The organism is Aminobacter ciceronei, assembly GCF_014138625.1.
GTDB lineage: Bacteria > Pseudomonadota > Alphaproteobacteria > Rhizobiales > Rhizobiaceae > Aminobacter > Aminobacter ciceronei.
The window spans coordinates 338,488-356,181 of record NZ_JACJHY010000001.1 but is presented as its reverse complement, the minus strand read 5'-3'; the positions used below and the strand labels follow the sequence as shown (position 1 = coordinate 356,181).

Below are 17,694 nucleotides of genomic sequence, written 5' to 3'. Positions count from 1 at the left end.
ATTTTCGACTCGGCCTGACCTGAACCGCGGATGCGCTGGGCATCACGCGGCGTAAGCCGCCTTCACATTGTCCAGGAACATTTCGGCGCAGGCATTCCAGGTGTAGCGCATGGCCCGTTCGCGGGCCTCGGTGCGGTCGACCTTGAGTGCGCCCAGTGCTGCCTCGCGCAGGTCTTCCGAAACAACGCCTCCGATGCCGTCGCCGACGATGTCGATCGGCCCAGTCACCGGATAGGCGGCAACAGGCGTGCCGCTGGCCAGCGCCTCGATGATGACATTGCCGAAGGTGTCGGTGCGGCTCGGGAAGACGAAAACGTCTGATGAGGCGTAGATCTCGGCCAGTTCGTCGCTCGGGCGGCGCCCGAGGAAATGCGCCTCAGGATATTTTGCCTTCAGCCTTTCGAGTTCTGGCCCGTCGCCGACAAGCACCTTGGTACCGGGCAGGTCGAGGTCGAGGAAGGCTGGCAGGTTCTTCTCCACCGCGATGCGGCCGACGCACAGGAAGATCGGCCGCGGCAGGTCCATCTCGACCTTCTTGTCGGGATGGAAGTGGTTGATGTCGACGCCGCGCGTCCATGGTCGGAGTTTTTCGAAGCCCCGCGATGCCAGGTCGTCGGCGAGCGACTGCGTTGCGACCATGCAGCCCTGGCCGGAGTTGTGGAAATTGCGCAGCAGGCCGTAGGTCCAGCTCTCCGGCAGCGGCAGACGGGCGCTTACATATTCGGGAAAGCGGGTGTGGTAGCTTGTGGTGAAGGGGCGCTTGTTGGCGAGGCAATAGCGCCGCGCCATCATGCCGAGCGGGCCTTCGGTCACCAGATGGATGTGGTCGGGTCGCCTTTGCTCAATGATCCGCGCCACGTTGCCGGGCGTGGTCAGCGCCAGCCTTATGTCGGGATAGGTCGGCATCGGCAAGGTGCGGAAGATGTTGGGTGTCAGGAAGTCGGCCTCGGCACCGAAGGCGGTCAGGGTTTCGGCCAGTCGTTCGAGCGTGTGGACGACGCCATTGATCTGCGGACGCCATGCGTCGGTGACCATCAGGATGCGCAAGGGCGTCTTCCCCGTTGTCCGCGTCCCGGCCTGCCGGGAATCAGCGGTCCTCCATTCATTGCGAGGCGCCTTTGAGCAGCATTGCATGACGCTGGAATGACGACGGCTTTGTTCGCAACGGCTGCAGCGCCGCGCGTCCACTCGGATGCCCGCAGGACGCTGTACCGATTTGAAGTGATGCATGACCCGAAAATCGACTCGGATTTTCGGGTCATGCGCGGGCGAGGTCGGTTCTGCCCGAACCGGTATTTTCTTTGTGACGATTTTTCCCGGGGCGGGGCTCGGCGTGAAATCCGATCCTTTGCCTGGAGAGGGGCGTTTGCCGAGGATATGGCCAAGCTTCGCATTGAGCGGGGCGAGCCATCCTCCCAACGGCTCTCAGTGAGAATTCGAAATGACAGAGATCACCAAGTCCCTTTCCAACCGCAACACGATCAGCCGCCGCACGGCATTTGCCGCGCTGCTCGCCTCCGTCGTCACCGTCATCAGCTTCACCGTTCCGCAACAGGCGCTCGCCGAGGATAAGACCGCGATCAAGGTCGGCATCATCTCAGGCGAGGACGAGGATGTCTGGCGCGTGGTGAAGGCCGAGGCCGCCAAGCAGGGCCTCGCCATCGAAACCGTCGTGTTCAACGACTACACCCAACCAAACGAGGCGCTGGAGCGCGGCGAGATCGACGCCAACGCCTTCCAGCACCAGCCTTATCTCGACAACCAGATCAAGACGCAGGGCTACCATATTACCCCAGTCGGCTACACCGGCCTGTGGCCGATCGGGCTCTATTCGAAGAAGCACGCCAAGGTCGAGGCGCTGCCGGAAGCCGCCGTCATCGGTGTGCCCAACGATCCCTCCAACGAAGGCCGTGCCCTGCGTGTGCTCGCCGACGCCGGCCTGATCAAGCTCAAGGACGGCATCGGCATCCTGGCAACCGTCGCCGACGTCGTCGATAATCCGAAGAAGTTCGAGATCAAGGAACTCGACGCCGGCATCGTCGGCCGTTCGGTCGAGGATCTCGACGCCGCGGTGGTCAACACCGACTGGGCGCTGAAGAGCGGGCTGACGCCCGAGCACCGGATCGCCCAGGAGCCGGTCGCAGAAAATCCGTACCGCAACTTCATCGCCGTCAAGACCGGCAGCGAGAACGAAGCCTGGGTCAAGAAGCTTGTCGCCGCCTATCAGAACCCGACCGTCAAGGCCGAGTTCGACCGCGTCTACAAGGGCACCGGCGTCGCCGCCTACTGAGCTTGACGACTGATTACAATGGAGGCGGCCTGCCATGAATGGCGGGCCGCCTTCCGCATTGCCGAGGGAATTTCATGACCCAGCATTTTGCACCCATCGAAGGGGCGTCCCCTGTCGATACTGCGCTGTCGGAGACGGTGGTGCGCATCGTCGACCTCAGGCGGCGCTTCGGCCAAACACCGGCCGTCGACGGCGTTTCGCTCACAGTGCGCAAGGGCGAGGTACTTGGTATCATCGGCCGCAGCGGCGCCGGCAAGTCGACGCTGATCCGCTGCCTGAACGGACTGGAGCGACCCGACAGTGGCCAGATCTTCGTCGAGGGCCGTGAGATCACTGGCCTCAGCGAGCGCGATCTGCAGCCGCTGCGCCGACGTATCGGCATGATCTTCCAGCACTTCAACCTGTTGTCGGCCAAGACTGTCGAGGAGAATGTCGCGCTGCCGCTCAAGATCGAAGGCCAGTCCAGGGACGAGCGGCTCAGGCGTGCCGCCGAACTGCTCGAACTCGTCGGTCTCGCCGACAAGGCCAAGGCCTACCCAGCGGCACTTTCGGGCGGGCAGAAGCAGCGTGTCGGCATCGCGCGCGCGCTCGCCGCGCGGCCGGCGGTCCTGCTCTCCGACGAGGCGACCTCGGCGCTCGATCCAGAGACGACGCGCTCGATCCTGGCATTGCTGAAGGACATCAACCAAAAGCTCGGCCTGACTATCCTGCTGATCACCCACGAGTTGGAGGTGGTCCGCAGCATTGCCGACCGCGTCGCCGTCATCGATGCCGGGCGAATCGTCGAGGAAGGGCAGGTGTGGTCGATCTTCGCCGACCCGCGCACCGAAGTGACGCGCAGCCTGCTCGCCGGTATCCGGCCGCAGCTGCCGCAGGCGATCGCCACACGGCTAACCGGCGTTGGACGCGAGGCCATCCTGCGCGTCGACATCGCAGGCGAAGCGGCGCGCCGGCCGCTGCTCCAGGAGCTGGCAACGTCGGTTCCCGGCCGGTTCCGGCTGGTCCATGGCGGCATCGACACCATACAGGGGGAGCCTGTCGGAACGCTGTTCCTCGGCGTCGACACTGCATCGCGCGGTATCGCCGAAACAATCGAATTCCTGAATGCCCGGAAAGCGCGGGTCGAGGTGCTTGGTTATGTCACAGACAATGCTTGAACTTCTTCTGCGCTCGTTGTGGGAGACCGTGCTGATGACGGCTGCATCGGGCTTGATCTCTCTGGTCTTCGGCTTGCCGCTCGGCCTGGCGCTCGTTGCCACCGACCGCGGCGGTATTGCCTGCAATCGCTGGGTCAACGGCATCCTCGGCGCACTCGTCAACGGCTTCCGCTCGGTGCCGTTCATCATCCTCCTGGTGGCGCTGATCCCAGTGACGCGGTTGATCGTCGGCACGTCGATCGGCACCTGGGCGGCGATCGTACCGCTGGCGATTGCCGCAACGCCCTATTATGCGCGCATCGCCGAAGTGTCGCTGCGCGAAGTCGACCGTGGCCTGATCGAGGCCGTGCGCGCCATGGGCGGCGGGCGCTGGGCGATCATCCGTGAGGTGCTGGTACCCGAGGCACTGCCAGGCATCGTTGCCGGCTTCACCGTTACGCTGGTGACGCTGGTCGGCGCCTCGGCCATGGCGGGTGCCATCGGTGCGGGCGGGCTCGGCGACCTCGCCATTCGCTACGGTTACCAGCGTTTCGAGACGGCTGTCATGGTTGCGGTCGTGGCTGTGCTGATCGTGCTCGTCTGTGGCATCCAGTGGATCGGCGACAGGCTGGTGACGCGGCTCGATCGCCGCGGCTGATCAGGCCGGCACGCGGATCATGGCGCGCAGGCCGCCCAGCGGGCTGTCGCTCAGCTTGATGTCGCCACCATGGCTGCGGGCGATGTCGCGGGCGACGGCCAGGCCGAGGCCGGTGCCGGTCGAATCAAGATTGCGCGCCTCGTCGAGGCGGTAGAACGGCTTGAACACCTCTTCGCGCTTCTCTTCCGGAATGCCGGGGCCGTTGTCGTCGACCATCACCACCAGCATGCCGCGATCGTGGACCGCCTTGACCTCGACCTCCTTGGCATAGCGGAAGGCGTTGCCGACGACGTTCTGCAGCAGGCGGTTGAACGCATTGGGGCGAACATGCACCTCGGGCTCGCCGACGAGCGTGATCTTGAGCTTGCGCTTGCGCAGCTTGGCTTCGTCACCCAGCCTGTCGAGATAGGTGGCAAGATCGAAGCGGCCGGGATCCTCCGAAGCCTCGCCGCGGGCGAAAGCCAGATAGGCCTCGAGCATCGACTGCATGTCGTCGACATCCTGGCTGAGTGCTTCGGTGTCGACCTTGCTGCCTGACAGAGCCAGCTGCAGCTTGAAGCGCGTCAGGATGGTGCGCAGGTCGTGGCTGACGCCGGTCAGCATCGCCGTGCGCTGCTCGATCTGGCGTTCGATGCGTTCGCGCATCTGGATGAAGGCGAAACCGGCGCGTCGCACTTCTTCGGCGCCGCGTGGCCGGAAGTTGACCGGCATCGGCCGGCCCTTGCCAAAACTTTCGGCAGCCTCGGTGAGTTGCAAGATCGGGCGGATCTGGTTGCGCAGGAACGGAATGGCGATCATCAGCAGGACCAGTGACGTGCCGACCATCCACAGCAGGAAGATGTGGGTGTTCGAGGCATAGGCCTGGCTGCGGCGCACGAACACGCGCAATACCTTGTCGTCGAGCTGGACGCGCACTTCGACGATGTTGGAGTTGCCGACGGTATCGAGCCAGAACGGCCGGTTGATCTGCTTGCGGATTTCCGACGACAGCGCCTGGTCGAGGATCGAGAAGAACGGTTTCGGGCCAGGCGGGGGCAGGGGTTCGGCCGGCAACAGGTCGATCTTCAGCGACATGCGCTCCTGGGCGATGCGGATGATCTGGGCATAACTTTCGGGCTGCGGAAAGGTGTCGAGCAGGTCGATGATGCCGGCGATGTCACGCGTCACCGCCTGTGACAGGCGCACAGTCACCGTCTGCCAGTGCCGCTCCATGAAGACGAAGGCGACGACCGACTGCAGCAGGATCATCGGCGTGATGACGATGAGCAGCGAGCGCGCGTAGAGCCGCTTCGGCATATAGATGGAGACACGTCGCCAGAAGCGGTTCCAGCTGCGCGGCACAGCCGTCAGCGCACGCCACATGCGTGTGCCGAGCCTGCCTCCGCCGGGCCGTTCCATGTCGGTGGTTGCCATCCGCCCTTCCACTTGCCGCTAACCGGTCAGGTTCCGGCCGGCTCGCCTCGATCCTAGCCCACGCCGGATCGTTCTGAAACTGTCTTTGAAGTTCAACAGCTTACGTTGTCAAACTCCGTCTCGCCCGATGCTGAAAACATAGGGCTTTTTCCTACAGCGCCAGATGGCTCTGGATTTACCGATGCCTGGAGAAGATCACCCGGAACTGTGCCGAGACTGTGTCGCCAGTGCGTCGATGATCTCGGGCGCGGACAGACAGAGCGTCCGACCCACGTGTTGCGGCACAACAAAATTTGCCCGCCGTTGCGACCAGGTTGATGAACGGGGGATGACGAGGTTCGGGCCGCTGACACGGCCCGAAGTCGTCTGGCGGTCAGATGCCGAGCAGTTTCTTGGCTTCGTTGAGGGCTGCTTCCGATCCGGCGTGGTCGCCGGATGCGTGCAACTGTTCGCCCTTGGCGCGCAGTTCCTTGACCTTCGTCATGTCCGCCTCGGCGAGCGTGGAGGCGGGCAGAGCAGCGTCGATCGCCGCCATGATGCTCGGGCAGGAATGGGCGAATGCGGTGGCAGGCAAGACAGACAGGGCAAATGCAAGCGTGATAGCACGTAACATGGCCGTTTCTCCCGCGCCGGCCCGCTTGATGCGGAAGAGTTGTTGCCGGCGGGCCATGTTACCTCGGAGTGACCGGCTTCAACAACCGGCCCTCCGGAACTGCTCCGGCTACTCCACGCTGAGCCGGTAGCCGATGCCGCGTACCGTCTGCAGCCAGACGGGATTGGCCGGATCGCGCTCGATCTTGCGCCGCAGACGGTTGATCTGGACGTCGATGGTGCGCTCGCCGACTTCCGAGTCGCCGGTCACCAGTTCATGGCGCGGGATGGTCTCGCCGGCACGCGCGGCGAAGATGGCGAGGATTTCCTGCTCCCGGTCGGTCAGCTTGAGGGCTTCGCCGCCACGCTTCAGTTCGCGGCGGGCGATCTGGAAGGTGTAGGGGCCGAACACCAACTGCTCGACCTTCGGTGTTGCCGCCGGGCCGCCGCGGCGCAGGATGTTGTTGATCCTGAGGATCAGTTCGCGCGGGTCGAACGGCTTGGGCAGATAGTCGTCGGCGCCGGCCTCGAGGCCGGTGATGCGGCTGTCGGTCTCCGACAGTGCCGTCAGCATCAGGATCGGCACGTCCTTCTGGTCACGCAGCGACTTGGTCAATTCGATGCCGTTTTCGCCCGGCATCATCACGTCGAGGATGAGAAGGTCGAAGTCGAGGCCGGCAAGCTTGCGCCGCGCTTCGTCTGCATTGCCCGCGACAGTAACGCGAAAGCCGTTTTCGGTCAGATACTGCTTGAGCAGGTTGCGGATGCGCGTGTCGTCGTCGACGACGAGCAGATGCGGAGCATCGTCGCCCAACGTGGCCTGGCTGGCCGTCTTGTCGTTATTCTCCATGGTCTTTCCCCGGCGTGTTTCCGGGCAGATGATCAATCTGCGCCCTTAATTCGGGATTGACCATCGCCTTGAGGAATCTTTCGATCCAGGCGCGCTCGGTCTCTCCCGCGCCCTCCAGTGCCGCATGGATGCGGCGTGACTGTGGCCGCGCCAGCGCCAGTGTCAATGTACGGCCCTTGGGCGTCGGGTAGAGTTCGCGCTGGCGCCGGTCGCGCGGCCCCTGCACCTGAACGATGTAGCCGGCGTCGATGAGCTGCTTGAGCACCCGCGCGAGGCTCTGCTTGGTAATCTTGAGCACGTCGAGCAGCTCGGCGACCGTCAGTCCGGGCAGGCGGTTGACGAAGTGCAGCACGCGGTGATGGGCGCGGCCGAAACCGTACTCGGCGAGGATCTGGTCGGGGTCGGAAGTGAAGTCGCGATAGGCGAAATACATCAGCTCGATGATCGAGAAATCGATGCCTTCGTCTGCCGTCACGGCGGTGCGGATCGGTTGGGCGGTTGCGCCGCTGCGTTGTGCCATAGAATTCCTGTTCGTCAATTTATGTCAGCACTATTGACATAAATTAGGTGCGATGGTAATTTTTGCCAAGCTTTTCGGCGGATTGCGAACGAAAAGGCAAGGTGCGGTGGTTTTTTCCGAAACATCGTGAGTTTGCTTTGGTATTCTGCCCCGCCTACGCTTTATCCATCAGGCCCCTTCGGGCCATCAAGAACGATACGAAACGATAGGCAGGCTCCCGCCTGCGGGAAGGTTTACCATGGCATCCGTTCCTTTCGACAAGCTCGATGGATTCATCTGGATGAACGGCGAGTTCGTCCAATGGGCCGACGCCAAGATTCACGTACTAACCCATGGTCTGCACTATGCAAGCGCGGTGTTCGAGGGTGAGCGCGCCTATGGCGGCGAGATTTTCAAGCTGACCGAGCACACCGAGCGCCTGCACGAGTCCGCCCGCATCCTGGGCTTCACCATTCCCTATTCGGTCGAGGTGATCGACGATGCCTGCCGCGAGCTCTTGAAGAAGCAGGGCTTCAAGGACGCCTATGTGCGCCCGATCGCCTGGCGTGGCAGCGAGGAAATGGGCGTCGCCGCCCATAAGAACCGCATCAATGTCGCCGTCGCGATCTGGCAGTGGCCGAGCTATTTCGACCCGGCGCAGAAGCTGAAAGGCATCCGCCTCGACATCGCCGAGTGGCGCCGCCCCGACCCGCGTACGGCACCGTCGAAGTCCAAGGCTGCCGGCCTCTACATGATCTGCACGCTGTCCAAGCATGCGGCCGAGGCCAAGGGTTATGCCGATGCGATGATGCTCGACTGGCGCGGCCAGGTCGCCGAGGCCACGGGCGCCAACATCTTCTTCGTCAAGGACGGCAAGGTGCATACACCGAAGCCGGACTGCTTCCTCGATGGCATCACGCGCCGCACTGTCATTGGCCTCGCCAAGGATCGCGGCCTCGAAGTGGTCGAGCGGGTGATCATGCCGGAGGAACTGGAAGGCTTCGAACAATGCTTCCTGACCGGCACGGCGGCTGAAGTGACGCCGGTTTCGGAGATCGGGCAGTACCGATTCGAGGTCGGCGAAATCGCCAAGACGCTGATGAACGACTATTCTGCGGCGGTTCAGCCCAAGCACGCGATTGCTGCTGAATAACAAGCAGAATCAATTAATTGACCTTGAAGAAGGGCGGTTTTCGGACCGCCCTTTTTGCGTCTTCCTCGTCCAATTTGACATTCCCCGATTTCGGGGTCTGATGTTGCTGTCGGCATACTGAGGGCCGGCATGCAATTTGGAGGGAATTGTTATGGAATCGCTTCTTCCTATCATCATACAAATTGTAACCGGCGTTATCGGTGGACAGGCCGTCGGCGCGGCGATCAAGACGGCGGCGATGGGGCAGGTGACGAAATTGCTCGCCGGTGGCGTCGGCGGTCTCGCGGGCGGACAGATCCTCGGCAGCCTTCTCGGCGGCGCGGCTGATCCGGCAACGGCAGGTGCACTCAGCGGCATTCTCGGCGATGTGGTTGGTGGTGCCGGCGGCGGCGCCATCGTGACGGCCATCGTCGGCGCGATCATGGGTGCCATGAAGAAATAATCCCGCTACAGATTGGAATTCGGATTGGGCGGCTACGGCCGCCCCTTTCATTTTCTGGATCAGCGGCGCTGCCTGCCGCCCACCAGAATGGGCATGGACGAAGCGCGCGTCAGTCCTTATGTCGGGGCGAACTTGGCGCATCGGCCCGAAAATCGGTGTCGATCTTCGGAAAGCACGATGCGCAGATTCACACAGTTGGAGCGTCCTTTGTGCGTCCATTCGGACGCACGGCGCTCCAAGGAAAGGACCCGCCATGGGACAGCTCAATGCCGGGATCGTCCCGGTTACGCCCTTCCAGCAGAACTGCACGATCCTGTTCGATACCGACGACAAGACCGGCGTCGTTGTCGATCCGGGCGGCGATGTCGACACCATCCTGTCGGTGCTCAAGCAAAACGGCATCACGATCACGGCGATCTGGCTGACCCACGGCCATATCGACCATGCCGGTGGCGCGATGGAGCTGAAAGATACGCTCGGCGTCGACATCATCGGCCCGCACGAGGCCGACAAGCCGCTGCTCGACAATCTGGTGACCCAGGCCCAGAAATTCGGCATGGACGGTTCGGTGCGCAATTGCGTGCCTGACCGGTTCCTCACCGAGGGCGAAACCGTGTCCTTCGGAACTCATGTTTTCGAGGTGCTGCATTGCCCCGGCCACGCGCCCGGCCACGTTGTCTTCTACAACCGTGACGCGAAATTCGCTCATGTCGGCGACGTGCTGTTCCAGGGCTCTGTCGGCCGCACCGACCTCTATGGCGGCGACCACGCCACCTTGATCCGGTCGATCAAGGAGAAACTCCTGCCGCTCGGCGACGAGATCGGCTTCATCTGTGGCCACGGCCCGGGCAGCCGCTTCGGCGACGAACGCCGCAGCAATCCCTATCTGGTTTGATTGGATCGATCAGGCCGTCTGCCTGATCTGAGGCGGCCGCTGTCGGTCTGCTCCGCAGCAGCCTTTCGCCCAACGGACTACCTCACATAAAAAACGGCGCCAACCGCAAGGCTGGCGCCGTTTTGTCATTTTGGCTGCCGCGGCCGGGCAGGGAGGGCCGCCACAGTCCATGCCCGTGGCTTCGGTCAGTTGGCTTCGCAGAAGCGCTCGACGCCGTCATAGCCGGTGAAGGTGCCGCTGCGCGGCTTGAAGCTGCGGTAGCGGTCCGAACAGTAGCTGTACCATTCGGGCGTCCACGGCTCGATCGCGTAGCTCTCGCGATAGACCACACGGCGCTGCACCGGGGCGGGGCGATAGTAGTCCTGGCCATAATCCTGGCGGTAGACACGGCGCGGCTGCGGCTCGTAGTCGTAATAGTCGTCATAGACCGGCTGCGAACGGTTGGCGTTGCCAGCAATCACGGCGCCCGCGATGAGGCCGAGCGCACCCGCAGCGACGATCGCGCCGGTGTTGTCGTGGCGGTTGTGACGGCGCCAGCGCTCGCCGGCCTCGGCCGCGGGCAGGGCGGTCAACGTGGTAGCGGCAACTGCCGCCGAAAGGACGAGGGTCTTGAAAATACGGTTCATGTCGGTCTCCTTCGCCGTCCGGCCCGTATCAAGGCCAGAATTTAGCGTCGACACTATGTCTAGGGGAGCCCGCCTGAACGCAGCCTGAACGGATCTTCAGGTGCAATGGGTCAAAGAAACTACCGCCGACAAACGCCAATATGCGTTGCGGCGAATACAGCAGCATGCTTGGCCGGAGCACGAACTCCGGCCTCCTTGAAGGTTCTCAGCCGACGGTCAGATTGACGGCCTTCGGACCCTTGCCGCGCTTGTCCGGCTCGGTGTCGAAAGAAACCTTCTGCCCATCCTCAAGACCGGGAAGACCCGACGCCTGCACGGCCGAAATATGAACGAAGACATCCTTCGCTCCGTCGTCCGGCGTGATGAAGCCGAAGCCTTTGGCATGATTGAAGAACTTGACGGTGCCGGTCTGCGGCATGGGAAACTCCTCTGATCCCATCAATTCCAGTCTTCGGGCCGGCAAATGCCCGAAGTGGAAATTTGTCGTTCATTTTTGGGTCATCGGCAAGCAAAAGTTTTGCCTGCCGATACCTGTCCTAAGGCTGCTCAGGCCCGGCAATTACCGGGCCCAAGTGGCCAAATGCAACGCGTTTCGCGGCTTAGTATTCGCAGTAGCGGATCGGGCCGATCTGGATGCAGGAGGGTGGCCGCGGACGCAGCGGATCGAACCTCGAATAGACACGCACGCGGCAATTGGGGCCGACATGGCGGTGGGGCACGTTGCCGTAACGCGGCAGGAAGTGGCGGCGAACCTCACGATGGCAGTCGCGCACCTGGACCGGCGGGCGGACCCGGATCGGCCGGCAGTCGGGGCGGCGGTGGACATGCCACTCGGTACGGCCGAACTGAGGAACAAAATGGCGCTGCGGGTCGCCGTGGCAACCACGGACCTGGATCACCAACCCGCCATCGGCCTGCGGCGCATTACCCGCCGGCATCGCCTCGACCGGCCCGCCATATCCTAGCCCTGCGGCCAGGAGCATTGCGCCCAGAGACTTCAGCAACTTCATGGTCTGCCTCCTCTGCGTGGGAAGCAGATACTGCCTCCGCGGCAAGACTATGTCACGGTTGGCTGTGGCTCGCCAGAGTGGCGCCGGCTGGACGCAGAGACTATCTCGTTGATTTGGCGACGGATAATTGCGGAGCCACCCACCAAAGAAGAAGGGCGCGATGGTGATCCACCGCGCCCCTCTTCAAAGCAAAAAACCTTACGCGGCTTAGCCGGCGCGGAGGTTGACCGCCTTAGGACCCTTGCCCATACGGTCGGGCTCGACGTCGAAGCTGACCTTCTGGCCGTCGACGAGCGTGCGCAGGCCCGAAGCCTCGATAGCGGAGATATGGACGAACACGTCCTTCGCGCCGCCATCCGGCGTGATGAAGCCGAAGCCTTTGGTTGCGTTGAAGAACTTTACGGTACCGGTCTGGGTCATTGGGAGAACTCCTTCACCCGTTCAGTGGTCTGGACATGCCGACCGCCTGGCGTCGGCGGCACGTCGGTGGTTTGCTTGGCGGTCATGCATTTGCGCACGATTAAACCCCCCGCCGAGTCACGGGGTCGTCAGAGATTCACAGTATCGGGGAAAGGGTCGTGCAAAACGTTCCAGTCTCCGGGTCAGCAAACGCCCGAACTGAAACTGATATTGCATGGAAACGCGTAGGTTGCAAGATGTCGCGGCAAGGGCGGTAGGCACTTCGCAGCGTCGCATAAATATACGACATTTCTAAAGGCGCCATTGGCCAGATTGCCGCGCCTGTTGGCGCCAGTTTCGCCGATCCCGATTGCATTCGTTGACAGAATCGCCAGGATCGGGGCAGGGGCTGGAACATTTCCCGCACGGGCGGGGATGAGAGGGAGCTGTTTTCATGGTTTTTTCGGCAAAGACCTTTGCGCGAAAAGCAACTGTCGCCTCGTTGCTGTCGCTGATGCTGGCCTCTTGCGTGGTCGTCGAGGACGGCCCGGGTCCCGGCCCGCGCCCGCCGCGCCCCGATCCGGGCCCGCAATTCTGCACCCGCGAGTATGACCCGGTCTGCGCGCGCCGTGGCGGCGACCGTCAGACCTTCGCCAATTCCTGCATGGCGGAGGCCGCCGGCTACCGCATTATCCGTGGCGGCGAATGCCGTGGTGGCGGTGACGATGGCTGGGGCGGTGGTGGCGGCGGTGGCCGGGGAGACCAGTTCTGTACCAGGGAGTATCGCCCTGTTTGCGGCCGCCGCGGTGACACGCTCCGGACCTTCCCGAACGCCTGTGAAGCCGATTCCTCGGGCTATCGCGTCATCGACGACCAGGGCCCCTGCTGAGCGTATCGAGCTGGTGTCTCCCGGCAGCCCATGCCGGGAGTTATCTTCGCGGGGCATCAGTCGCCAACCGACGAACACATAACCTTGCGGATGCGGCAATCGTCGCCGACATGGCGATGCTTGACGCTTCATGTCATCGCCTTGCGCGCGAACATCGCCCACGCGGCTGTTCGGCAATGCTGTGTAGGAGCCCAGACCGGCTCATGAGGCCGGTTGCCCGCACAGCCTGGTTCAGCGCTGCCGGACGATCGCGGCGATCGCATTGACGATCAGGCGAGACGCGGTCTCGGCCGTCAGGCCGTCGATGTCTGCGGGCGGATAAAACTCGACAAGGTCGAAGCCTGCGATCCGCGCACGCTTGCCGAGGCCTGATATCAGATCGATCGCCTGCGTGTAGGTGAGGCCGCCGGGCGTTCGTGCGGCGACCCCCGGCATGATGCTTGGATCGAGACCGTCGCAATCGAGGGTGACGACGACTCGCGCGCCTTCAGGTATGTGTCGGAGTGCTGCCTCGACGCCATGGGCATGAAGCTCGCGGGCGGTGACGAAGCGGCTGCCGTAGCGCCGAGCCGCCTCGATCTCGGCGAGCCGGGCGCTGCCGACGCTGCGCATGCCGACCTGGACCATGCCTGCGACATGCGGCATCTCGCTGGCCCGGCGCATCGGGTTCGAATAGCCGTTGCGTTCGCCGAGCACCTCGTCGCGCCAGTCGATATGGGCATCGATCTGCAGAACCCAGACCGGGCCGTGATCGGCAAAGCCGGCCAGGAAGGGGATCGGCACGGAATCGTCACCGCCGAGCAATATCGGCACAGCGCCAAGTGCCAGGATCTCGCGCGTCCTGGCTTCGATGCGGGCGCGGTTGGCCGCATTGTCGTGCATGATGGTCGCGATGTCGCCGGCGTCGATGCAGCAGACAGGCTTGCCGTCGAACAGCGGGCCGCCGAGGTCAAAATCCCAGTGTTCGACGAGCGTGGCGTCGTCCTGGCTGGCAGCGCGGATGGCGTCGGCGGCCAAGGCATATCCGCTGCTGTCCTTGCCGGGATAGGTGGTGCCATGACCGGCGGAGAAGATCACCGCACGGGGCGTGCCGCCATCAGCGAGGCGATCGGGAAGGCCGAGGAAGCGGAGCGATGCGGTCATGTCGATCTGGTCTCAATGGCGTGGGTGCGGTTGCGGTGAAGTCTAGGCTGCGCCCGCAAACGCTGGAGGTGTGGCGCGACAGATTCGACTGGTTTACTCCCGGGTGCGTCGCAGCGTGCCGAGACCGTTGCCGTCGAGCGCCTCAATGGTGATTGTCGACGCCGTGCCGTCGGAGCCGATCACGAAGCTGACCGCCGACGGCATGTCGGGGAGTTCGGGCGAGGGAAAGCTCAGGAACATGTCGCGGTCGAAATGGCTGAGCGGATAGGATCTGGCACCGTCCGGGCCAAGCTTGAGAACGAGACCGTCTCCGGCTGCCGCGACGACGGCCTCGCCGACGAAATCGTTGGCGTAGCGGCCGGCATAGGCGGTGGCTGGAAGTGCCGGCGTGGCAGGCGAGGGTGAGGTGGCGTAGGTCGCCTGGGCGGCCGCGACGGCGGGGCCAAACATGCCGGCATAGATCGCATTCCAGTCCTTCAGCCAATCCTTGCCGACTTTGCCGTCGAAGACGAGGTCGGCGAAGCTGTCCGACAGGCCCTCGGGCACGCCGGTCGGGAAAGCGTTGGCGAGAATGACGATGCCGAGCTGCCGTTCAGGGAACAAGGTGACGAGGCTGCGAGCGCCGACGCTGAAGGCGCCGGCGTGGCCCCAGCTCAGGCCATGGCGGCCGAACTCGACATTCCAGCCGAGGCCGTAGAAGGACTGGCCGCCGCTGACCGGGTTTTTGCCGCGCGTCATCAGCGGGATATGTGTCTGGTCGAGTGCTGCGGCTGCGATGAGCTGCTTGCCGTCATGGCTGCCGTTGGCCAGTTCGAGCCGAAGCCACTGGGCGAGGTCGCGCACCGTGGAGCTGACGCCGCCGGCCGGCGCCTGTGCGTCCGGCTGCCGCTCGACCCTGGCGGCCCAGCCACCGTCGGCCTTGACGTGGAGCGCGGCGCGGTTGGCGCGACCGACGAAATCGGCATGGCGGGAGCTTGTCGAAGTCATGCCGAGTGGACGGTAGAGCTTTTCCTCGGCGATGTCCTCCCAGGCCTTGCCCGTCGGGATGACTGCGGCGACCGCGCCCTCGGTCAGGCCGAAATTGCTGTAGGAATAGCCGGCGCGGAAGCTCGACGAAGGCGATACGAACCGGAGCCGTCTCAGGATTTCGGCGCGCTCGTAGCCGATTTCCTCGAGATCGTCGCCGGCGGTGCCGGGAAGTCCGCTGCGATGGGAAAACAGGTCGCGAACGGTGAGCTGGCTTGTCGGGTAAGGGTCATTGAGGCGGAAGGCGGGGTCGAGATCAGATATCTTCGCATCCCAGGAAACGGTGCCATCGCCGACCAGTGCTGCCACGACCGTCGCCGAGATCGGCTTGGACATCGACGCGATCTGGAACACCGTGTCGGCGTCGACCTTTTCCGGCTTGCCGGCCTCGCGCAGCCCAAAACCCTTGAGGAAGACAACCTTGTCGTCGTGGACGACGCCGATGGCGAGCGCCGGCACGCTGCCGTCTGAAATGGCTGCTTCGGCCAACTGCTCCAGCTGCGCCAGCGCGGCGGTAACTTGCTCGGTCGTCGCGGTCTGAGCGGATGAGGGCGTCGGTGCAAGGGCAAGGGCGGGGAGGAGCCACGCCAGACGGCGGACGAACGACCTTGCGGACAGCAGCATGCGCCGGCACCCCCCTGCTTTATGGCCTGCCTTCGAGGCTACAGCCTGCCATTGAGGAAGCCAAGAGCTGGAACGGCTACCTGATCGTGCCGGCCGGGTCGCGGCCGTCGCGAAAGCCTAGGTCCCTGCCAAGGTGGAGCGACAGCTCGCGCGGATCGAACCCGGCGCGGCGACGGCCATGGCGGCTGCTCGTTGCGAGCTGCGTCAGCCATGTCTGGAGCGGGCCTAGGGTGGCGGCCAGGGTGAGGTGGGTCATGGACTTGGCTTTCAATAGTTAAATTCTTTTGAGGAAGTGCCTCCTCTTTCCTCCTGTTTTTGCTATGAATCCAACTGAACGTAAGGATGAGTGCATAAGGAAAACTTATGGCGATTGTTCAGCTGCCGCCGCTGACGGCGATCCGTGCCTTCGAAGCGGCGGCGCGGCTCGGCAACTTCACCCGGGCTGCGGAAGAGCTTGGTACGACGCAAGCGGCGGTGAGCTACCAGATCAAGCTCCTGGAGGAGCGTGCCGGCACACCGCTGTTTTTGAGACGGCCCAAGCAGACCGAACTGACCGAAGCAGGTCGGGCGCTGGCGCCGAAAGTCAGTGCCGCTTTCGAGATGCTGGGCGAGGCGTGGGGCGAAACCCGCGGCGGGGCGCGCGGTGTGCTGGTCGTCTCGACGCTGCCGACATTCGCCGCGAGCTGGCTGGCGCGGCACCTCGGCGCGTTCCAGATGGTGCAGCCGGATCTTGCGGTGCGGCTCGAGACGACGACCCGCAACACCGACTTCAGGACCGAGCAGGTCGATGTCGTCATCCGCAGGGACGACGGGAATTTGCCGCCCGGGCTGGCTGGGCATCTGATCGTGCCGACCGACTTCGCGCCGATGCTGAGCCCGAAGCTCGCCGCGACGATCGGCGGGGTCAAGGAGCCGGCCGACCTGCTCAGGCTGCCGCAGATCGACCCCGGCGACCTGTGGTGGGGCGAGTGGTTCGTGGGTGCCGGCCTGCCCGCCGACATGCTGCCGCAGCGCCCGGCACCGAAGATGGGCTCGCAGGCCTATGAGGCGATCGCCGCCATCGCCGGCCATGGCGTGGCGATGCTGACGCCGACCTTCTACCGCGAAGAACTTGCCAATGGCACGCTGATCCAGCCCTTCGAGCATGTCGGCTCCGACGGCTCCGGCTTCTGGCTGGTCTATCCCGAGGAGCGCCGCAACGTGCCCAAGATCAAGGTCTTTCGCGAGTGGATCCTGGCCGAGGTCGGACGGACACTGGGCAGAGGCGGGCAGTGTTAGGGAGAGACGCTGCGGACATCAAACTCCTGGCTACCATTTCTTGCGCCGTTTCGAGGCGCCGGCAAAAATCCGCGAACGTCAATGTGTGAGGCTACTGTGAACATCGGCGATATTCGAAAACGGGCGCAAGGGGTGAAAGCGGGCACCGTCAGCCCGCTTGAGCTGGATTATGCGCGCGGCATCCTTCGAGCGCATCGGGGTGACATCAATTCAGCCTTGTATGTCGTCGGACTTTGCGGAGCCGCCGACGATGCCTTGTTGATCGAGCCCTATCTTCGCGGTCCGGAATGTGACGTCCATGGCGAAACAGCACTCAAGGCATTGGTCCGCTACCTGGGTCTCGTAGATCGTTACCGTCCGCTTCTACGGAAGCTGATCATGTCTCCGACCGATCTGGGTTGGATGAACAGCCGTATGTCGGCGATCCATCTCGCCAAGGACTACTTCAAAGACTTCCGCGACGATGAGTTGGGCTGCGAGCTCGTTGCAATATTCTGCAACCCGTCTGATCAGGATCAGCTGTCAGCGCGTGGCACACTCGTCGACATTCTGGGCATCAGAGATGAGCTCGGAGATCCTTTCGGCCTTGAGCTGGAAGCTGGCGATACCGATGCCGGCTACATCGTGAAGATGGCCCGGCAACGCTTCAATTGCCACGGCGGATTGCACTGACGCATGATCATCCCGGTAGTCGTCCCGGCGCGCTTGTCCCCTACGGCGATGGCGCGATAGACCGGCCGGGTTGGAAATTGCGGTCGAGCGAGCAGAGGCA

Annotated in this window: 21 protein-coding genes; 9 read left to right on the top strand and 12 right to left on the bottom strand. The window is 63.6% G+C overall.

From position 1 onward, the window contains the following. Positions 1 to 42: 42 nt before the first annotated feature. On the bottom strand, positions 43 to 1,047 hold the full coding sequence (locus HNQ95_RS01680) for a glycosyltransferase family 4 protein (protein ID WP_067959444.1): 1,005 nt from the start codon (positions 1,045 to 1,047) through the stop codon (positions 43 to 45). Between the two features lie 394 nt (positions 1,048 to 1,441). Here HNQ95_RS01680 and HNQ95_RS01675 point away from each other — a divergent pair, with 394 nt between their 5' ends. From HNQ95_RS01675 to HNQ95_RS01665, 3 genes are all read left to right on the top strand, one after another. Continuing rightward, entirely contained in the window at positions 1,442 to 2,290 is an 849-nt protein-coding gene (locus HNQ95_RS01675) for a MetQ/NlpA family ABC transporter substrate-binding protein (protein ID WP_067959447.1), read from the top strand. A gap of 74 nt (positions 2,291 to 2,364) precedes the next feature. Then, positions 2,365 to 3,447, top strand: a complete 1,083-nt coding sequence (locus HNQ95_RS01670; RefSeq protein WP_182573318.1) for a methionine ABC transporter ATP-binding protein — start codon at positions 2,365 to 2,367, stop codon at positions 3,445 to 3,447. Further along, positions 3,428 to 4,084 carry a methionine ABC transporter permease gene (locus HNQ95_RS01665; protein ID WP_067959453.1) on the top strand — a complete coding sequence of 219 codons (657 nt, stop codon included), beginning with the start codon at positions 3,428 to 3,430 and terminating at the stop codon, positions 4,082 to 4,084. The genes HNQ95_RS01670 and HNQ95_RS01665 overlap by 20 nt, the downstream gene beginning before the upstream one ends. Here HNQ95_RS01665 and HNQ95_RS01660 read toward each other — a convergent pair whose 3' ends face one another. The 4 genes from HNQ95_RS01660 to HNQ95_RS01645 form a co-directional block, all read right to left on the bottom strand. Then, positions 4,085 to 5,497 (bottom strand): ATP-binding protein, encoded by a 1,413-nt coding sequence (locus HNQ95_RS01660; protein WP_154384767.1) that lies wholly within the window; start codon positions 5,495 to 5,497, stop codon positions 4,085 to 4,087. It lies immediately after the preceding gene. A gap of 373 nt (positions 5,498 to 5,870) precedes the next feature. Next, a complete protein-coding gene (locus tag HNQ95_RS01655; RefSeq protein WP_182573347.1) occupies positions 5,871 to 6,110 on the bottom strand; it encodes a PA2433 domain-containing protein in 240 nt (79 codons plus the stop codon). 108 nt (positions 6,111 to 6,218) lie between these two features. Continuing rightward, positions 6,219 to 6,938, bottom strand: a complete 720-nt coding sequence (locus tag HNQ95_RS01650; RefSeq protein WP_067959456.1) for a response regulator — start codon at positions 6,936 to 6,938, stop codon at positions 6,219 to 6,221. Beyond that, positions 6,928 to 7,458 (bottom strand): MarR family winged helix-turn-helix transcriptional regulator, encoded by a 531-nt coding sequence (locus HNQ95_RS01645; protein WP_067959459.1) that lies wholly within the window; start codon positions 7,456 to 7,458, stop codon positions 6,928 to 6,930. Before HNQ95_RS01645 ends, HNQ95_RS01650 begins: the two co-directional genes overlap by 11 nt. Positions 7,459 to 7,696: 238 nt before the next feature. Between HNQ95_RS01645 and HNQ95_RS01640 the strand changes: the two genes are divergently transcribed. The 3 genes from HNQ95_RS01640 to HNQ95_RS01630 all read left to right on the top strand — a co-directional run bounded on the left by HNQ95_RS01640 (position 7,697) and on the right by HNQ95_RS01630 (position 9,927). Continuing rightward, complete coding sequence (locus tag HNQ95_RS01640) at positions 7,697 to 8,590, top strand: branched-chain amino acid aminotransferase (protein ID WP_067959464.1); 894 nt, start codon at positions 7,697 to 7,699, stop codon at positions 8,588 to 8,590. Positions 8,591 to 8,741: 151 nt separating this feature from the next. After that, positions 8,742 to 9,032, top strand: a complete 291-nt coding sequence (locus tag HNQ95_RS01635) for a hypothetical protein (RefSeq protein WP_154384769.1) — start codon at positions 8,742 to 8,744, stop codon at positions 9,030 to 9,032. A gap of 253 nt (positions 9,033 to 9,285) precedes the next feature. Further along, a complete protein-coding gene (locus tag HNQ95_RS01630) occupies positions 9,286 to 9,927 on the top strand; it encodes an MBL fold metallo-hydrolase (protein WP_067959467.1) in 642 nt (213 codons plus the stop codon). A gap of 185 nt (positions 9,928 to 10,112) precedes the next feature. On the opposite strand, the gene HNQ95_RS01625 is transcribed toward HNQ95_RS01630, so the two are convergent. The 4 genes from HNQ95_RS01625 to HNQ95_RS01610 all read right to left on the bottom strand — a co-directional run bounded on the left by HNQ95_RS01625 (position 10,113) and on the right by HNQ95_RS01610 (position 11,983). Continuing rightward, positions 10,113 to 10,553, bottom strand: a complete 441-nt coding sequence (locus tag HNQ95_RS01625) for a BA14K family protein (protein WP_067959472.1) — start codon at positions 10,551 to 10,553, stop codon at positions 10,113 to 10,115. A gap of 205 nt (positions 10,554 to 10,758) precedes the next feature. Then, entirely contained in the window at positions 10,759 to 10,971 is a 213-nt protein-coding gene (locus tag HNQ95_RS01620) for a cold-shock protein (RefSeq protein ID WP_018428999.1), read from the bottom strand. 181 nt (positions 10,972 to 11,152) lie between these two features. After that, a complete protein-coding gene (locus HNQ95_RS01615) occupies positions 11,153 to 11,563 on the bottom strand; it encodes a hypothetical protein (RefSeq protein WP_067959474.1) in 411 nt (136 codons plus the stop codon). Positions 11,564 to 11,770: 207 nt separating this feature from the next. Then, the gene (locus tag HNQ95_RS01610) at positions 11,771 to 11,983 is read right to left on the bottom strand and encodes a cold-shock protein (RefSeq protein WP_067959476.1); all 213 of its coding nucleotides are present in this window, start codon (positions 11,981 to 11,983) and stop codon (positions 11,771 to 11,773) included. A 433-nt stretch (positions 11,984 to 12,416) separates the two neighbouring features. Between HNQ95_RS01610 and HNQ95_RS01605 the strand changes: the two genes are divergently transcribed. Further along, a complete protein-coding gene (locus HNQ95_RS01605) occupies positions 12,417 to 12,851 on the top strand; it encodes a Kazal-type serine protease inhibitor domain-containing protein (RefSeq protein ID WP_067959479.1) in 435 nt (144 codons plus the stop codon). Positions 12,852 to 13,082: 231 nt separating this feature from the next. Here the strand turns inward: HNQ95_RS01605 and HNQ95_RS01600 are convergent, their stop codons facing one another. The 3 genes from HNQ95_RS01600 to HNQ95_RS01590 all read right to left on the bottom strand — a co-directional run bounded on the left by HNQ95_RS01600 (position 13,083) and on the right by HNQ95_RS01590 (position 15,900). Further along, positions 13,083 to 13,994: an agmatinase gene (locus HNQ95_RS01600; protein ID WP_154384772.1), complete on the bottom strand. Its 912-nt coding sequence runs from the start codon at positions 13,992 to 13,994 to the stop codon at positions 13,083 to 13,085. A 93-nt stretch (positions 13,995 to 14,087) separates the two neighbouring features. Further along, complete coding sequence (locus tag HNQ95_RS01595; RefSeq protein ID WP_154384773.1) at positions 14,088 to 15,644, bottom strand: serine hydrolase; 1,557 nt, start codon at positions 15,642 to 15,644, stop codon at positions 14,088 to 14,090. A gap of 76 nt (positions 15,645 to 15,720) precedes the next feature. After that, the gene (locus HNQ95_RS01590) at positions 15,721 to 15,900 is read right to left on the bottom strand and encodes a hypothetical protein (protein ID WP_182573317.1); all 180 of its coding nucleotides are present in this window, start codon (positions 15,898 to 15,900) and stop codon (positions 15,721 to 15,723) included. Between the two features lie 107 nt (positions 15,901 to 16,007). Here HNQ95_RS01590 and HNQ95_RS01585 point away from each other — a divergent pair, with 107 nt between their 5' ends. Continuing rightward, positions 16,008 to 16,922 carry a LysR substrate-binding domain-containing protein gene (locus HNQ95_RS01585; RefSeq protein ID WP_154384774.1) on the top strand — a complete coding sequence of 305 codons (915 nt, stop codon included), beginning with the start codon at positions 16,008 to 16,010 and terminating at the stop codon, positions 16,920 to 16,922. Between the two features lie 96 nt (positions 16,923 to 17,018). Next, complete coding sequence (locus HNQ95_RS01580; protein ID WP_182573316.1) at positions 17,019 to 17,594, top strand: hypothetical protein; 576 nt, start codon at positions 17,019 to 17,021, stop codon at positions 17,592 to 17,594. The last annotated feature ends 100 nt before the right edge of the window (positions 17,595 to 17,694 follow it).

What these genes read in the sequence shown, in the direction of transcription:
- HNQ95_RS01630 (WP_067959467.1), top strand. Translation starts at nt 9,286, where the DNA reads ATGGGACAGCTCAATGCCGGGATCGTCCCGGTTACGCCCTTCCAGCAG.
- HNQ95_RS01615 (WP_067959474.1), bottom strand. Translation starts at nt 11,563, where the DNA reads ATGAAGTTGCTGAAGTCTCTGGGCGCAATGCTCCTGGCCGCAGGGCTA.
- HNQ95_RS01610 (WP_067959476.1), bottom strand. Translation starts at nt 11,983, where the DNA reads ATGACCCAGACCGGTACCGTAAAGTTCTTCAACGCAACCAAAGGCTTC.
- HNQ95_RS01650 (WP_067959456.1), bottom strand. Translation starts at nt 6,938, where the DNA reads ATGGAGAATAACGACAAGACGGCCAGCCAGGCCACGTTGGGCGACGAT.
- HNQ95_RS01660 (WP_154384767.1), bottom strand. Translation starts at nt 5,497, where the DNA reads ATGGCAACCACCGACATGGAACGGCCCGGCGGAGGCAGGCTCGGCACA.
- HNQ95_RS01585 (WP_154384774.1), top strand. Translation starts at nt 16,008, where the DNA reads ATGGCGATTGTTCAGCTGCCGCCGCTGACGGCGATCCGTGCCTTCGAA.
- HNQ95_RS01675 (WP_067959447.1), top strand. Translation starts at nt 1,442, where the DNA reads ATGACAGAGATCACCAAGTCCCTTTCCAACCGCAACACGATCAGCCGC.
- HNQ95_RS01595 (WP_154384773.1), bottom strand. Translation starts at nt 15,644, where the DNA reads ATGCTGCTGTCCGCAAGGTCGTTCGTCCGCCGTCTGGCGTGGCTCCTC.
- HNQ95_RS01605 (WP_067959479.1), top strand. Translation starts at nt 12,417, where the DNA reads ATGGTTTTTTCGGCAAAGACCTTTGCGCGAAAAGCAACTGTCGCCTCG.
- HNQ95_RS01600 (WP_154384772.1), bottom strand. Translation starts at nt 13,994, where the DNA reads ATGACCGCATCGCTCCGCTTCCTCGGCCTTCCCGATCGCCTCGCTGAT.
- HNQ95_RS01665 (WP_067959453.1), top strand. Translation starts at nt 3,428, where the DNA reads ATGTCACAGACAATGCTTGAACTTCTTCTGCGCTCGTTGTGGGAGACC.
- HNQ95_RS01625 (WP_067959472.1), bottom strand. Translation starts at nt 10,553, where the DNA reads ATGAACCGTATTTTCAAGACCCTCGTCCTTTCGGCGGCAGTTGCCGCT.
- HNQ95_RS01635 (WP_154384769.1), top strand. Translation starts at nt 8,742, where the DNA reads ATGGAATCGCTTCTTCCTATCATCATACAAATTGTAACCGGCGTTATC.
- HNQ95_RS01640 (WP_067959464.1), top strand. Translation starts at nt 7,697, where the DNA reads ATGGCATCCGTTCCTTTCGACAAGCTCGATGGATTCATCTGGATGAAC.
- HNQ95_RS01590 (WP_182573317.1), bottom strand. Translation starts at nt 15,900, where the DNA reads ATGACCCACCTCACCCTGGCCGCCACCCTAGGCCCGCTCCAGACATGG.
- HNQ95_RS01670 (WP_182573318.1), top strand. Translation starts at nt 2,365, where the DNA reads ATGACCCAGCATTTTGCACCCATCGAAGGGGCGTCCCCTGTCGATACT.
- HNQ95_RS01645 (WP_067959459.1), bottom strand. Translation starts at nt 7,458, where the DNA reads ATGGCACAACGCAGCGGCGCAACCGCCCAACCGATCCGCACCGCCGTG.
- HNQ95_RS01620 (WP_018428999.1), bottom strand. Translation starts at nt 10,971, where the DNA reads ATGCCGCAGACCGGCACCGTCAAGTTCTTCAATCATGCCAAAGGCTTC.
- HNQ95_RS01655 (WP_182573347.1), bottom strand. Translation starts at nt 6,110, where the DNA reads ATGTTACGTGCTATCACGCTTGCATTTGCCCTGTCTGTCTTGCCTGCC.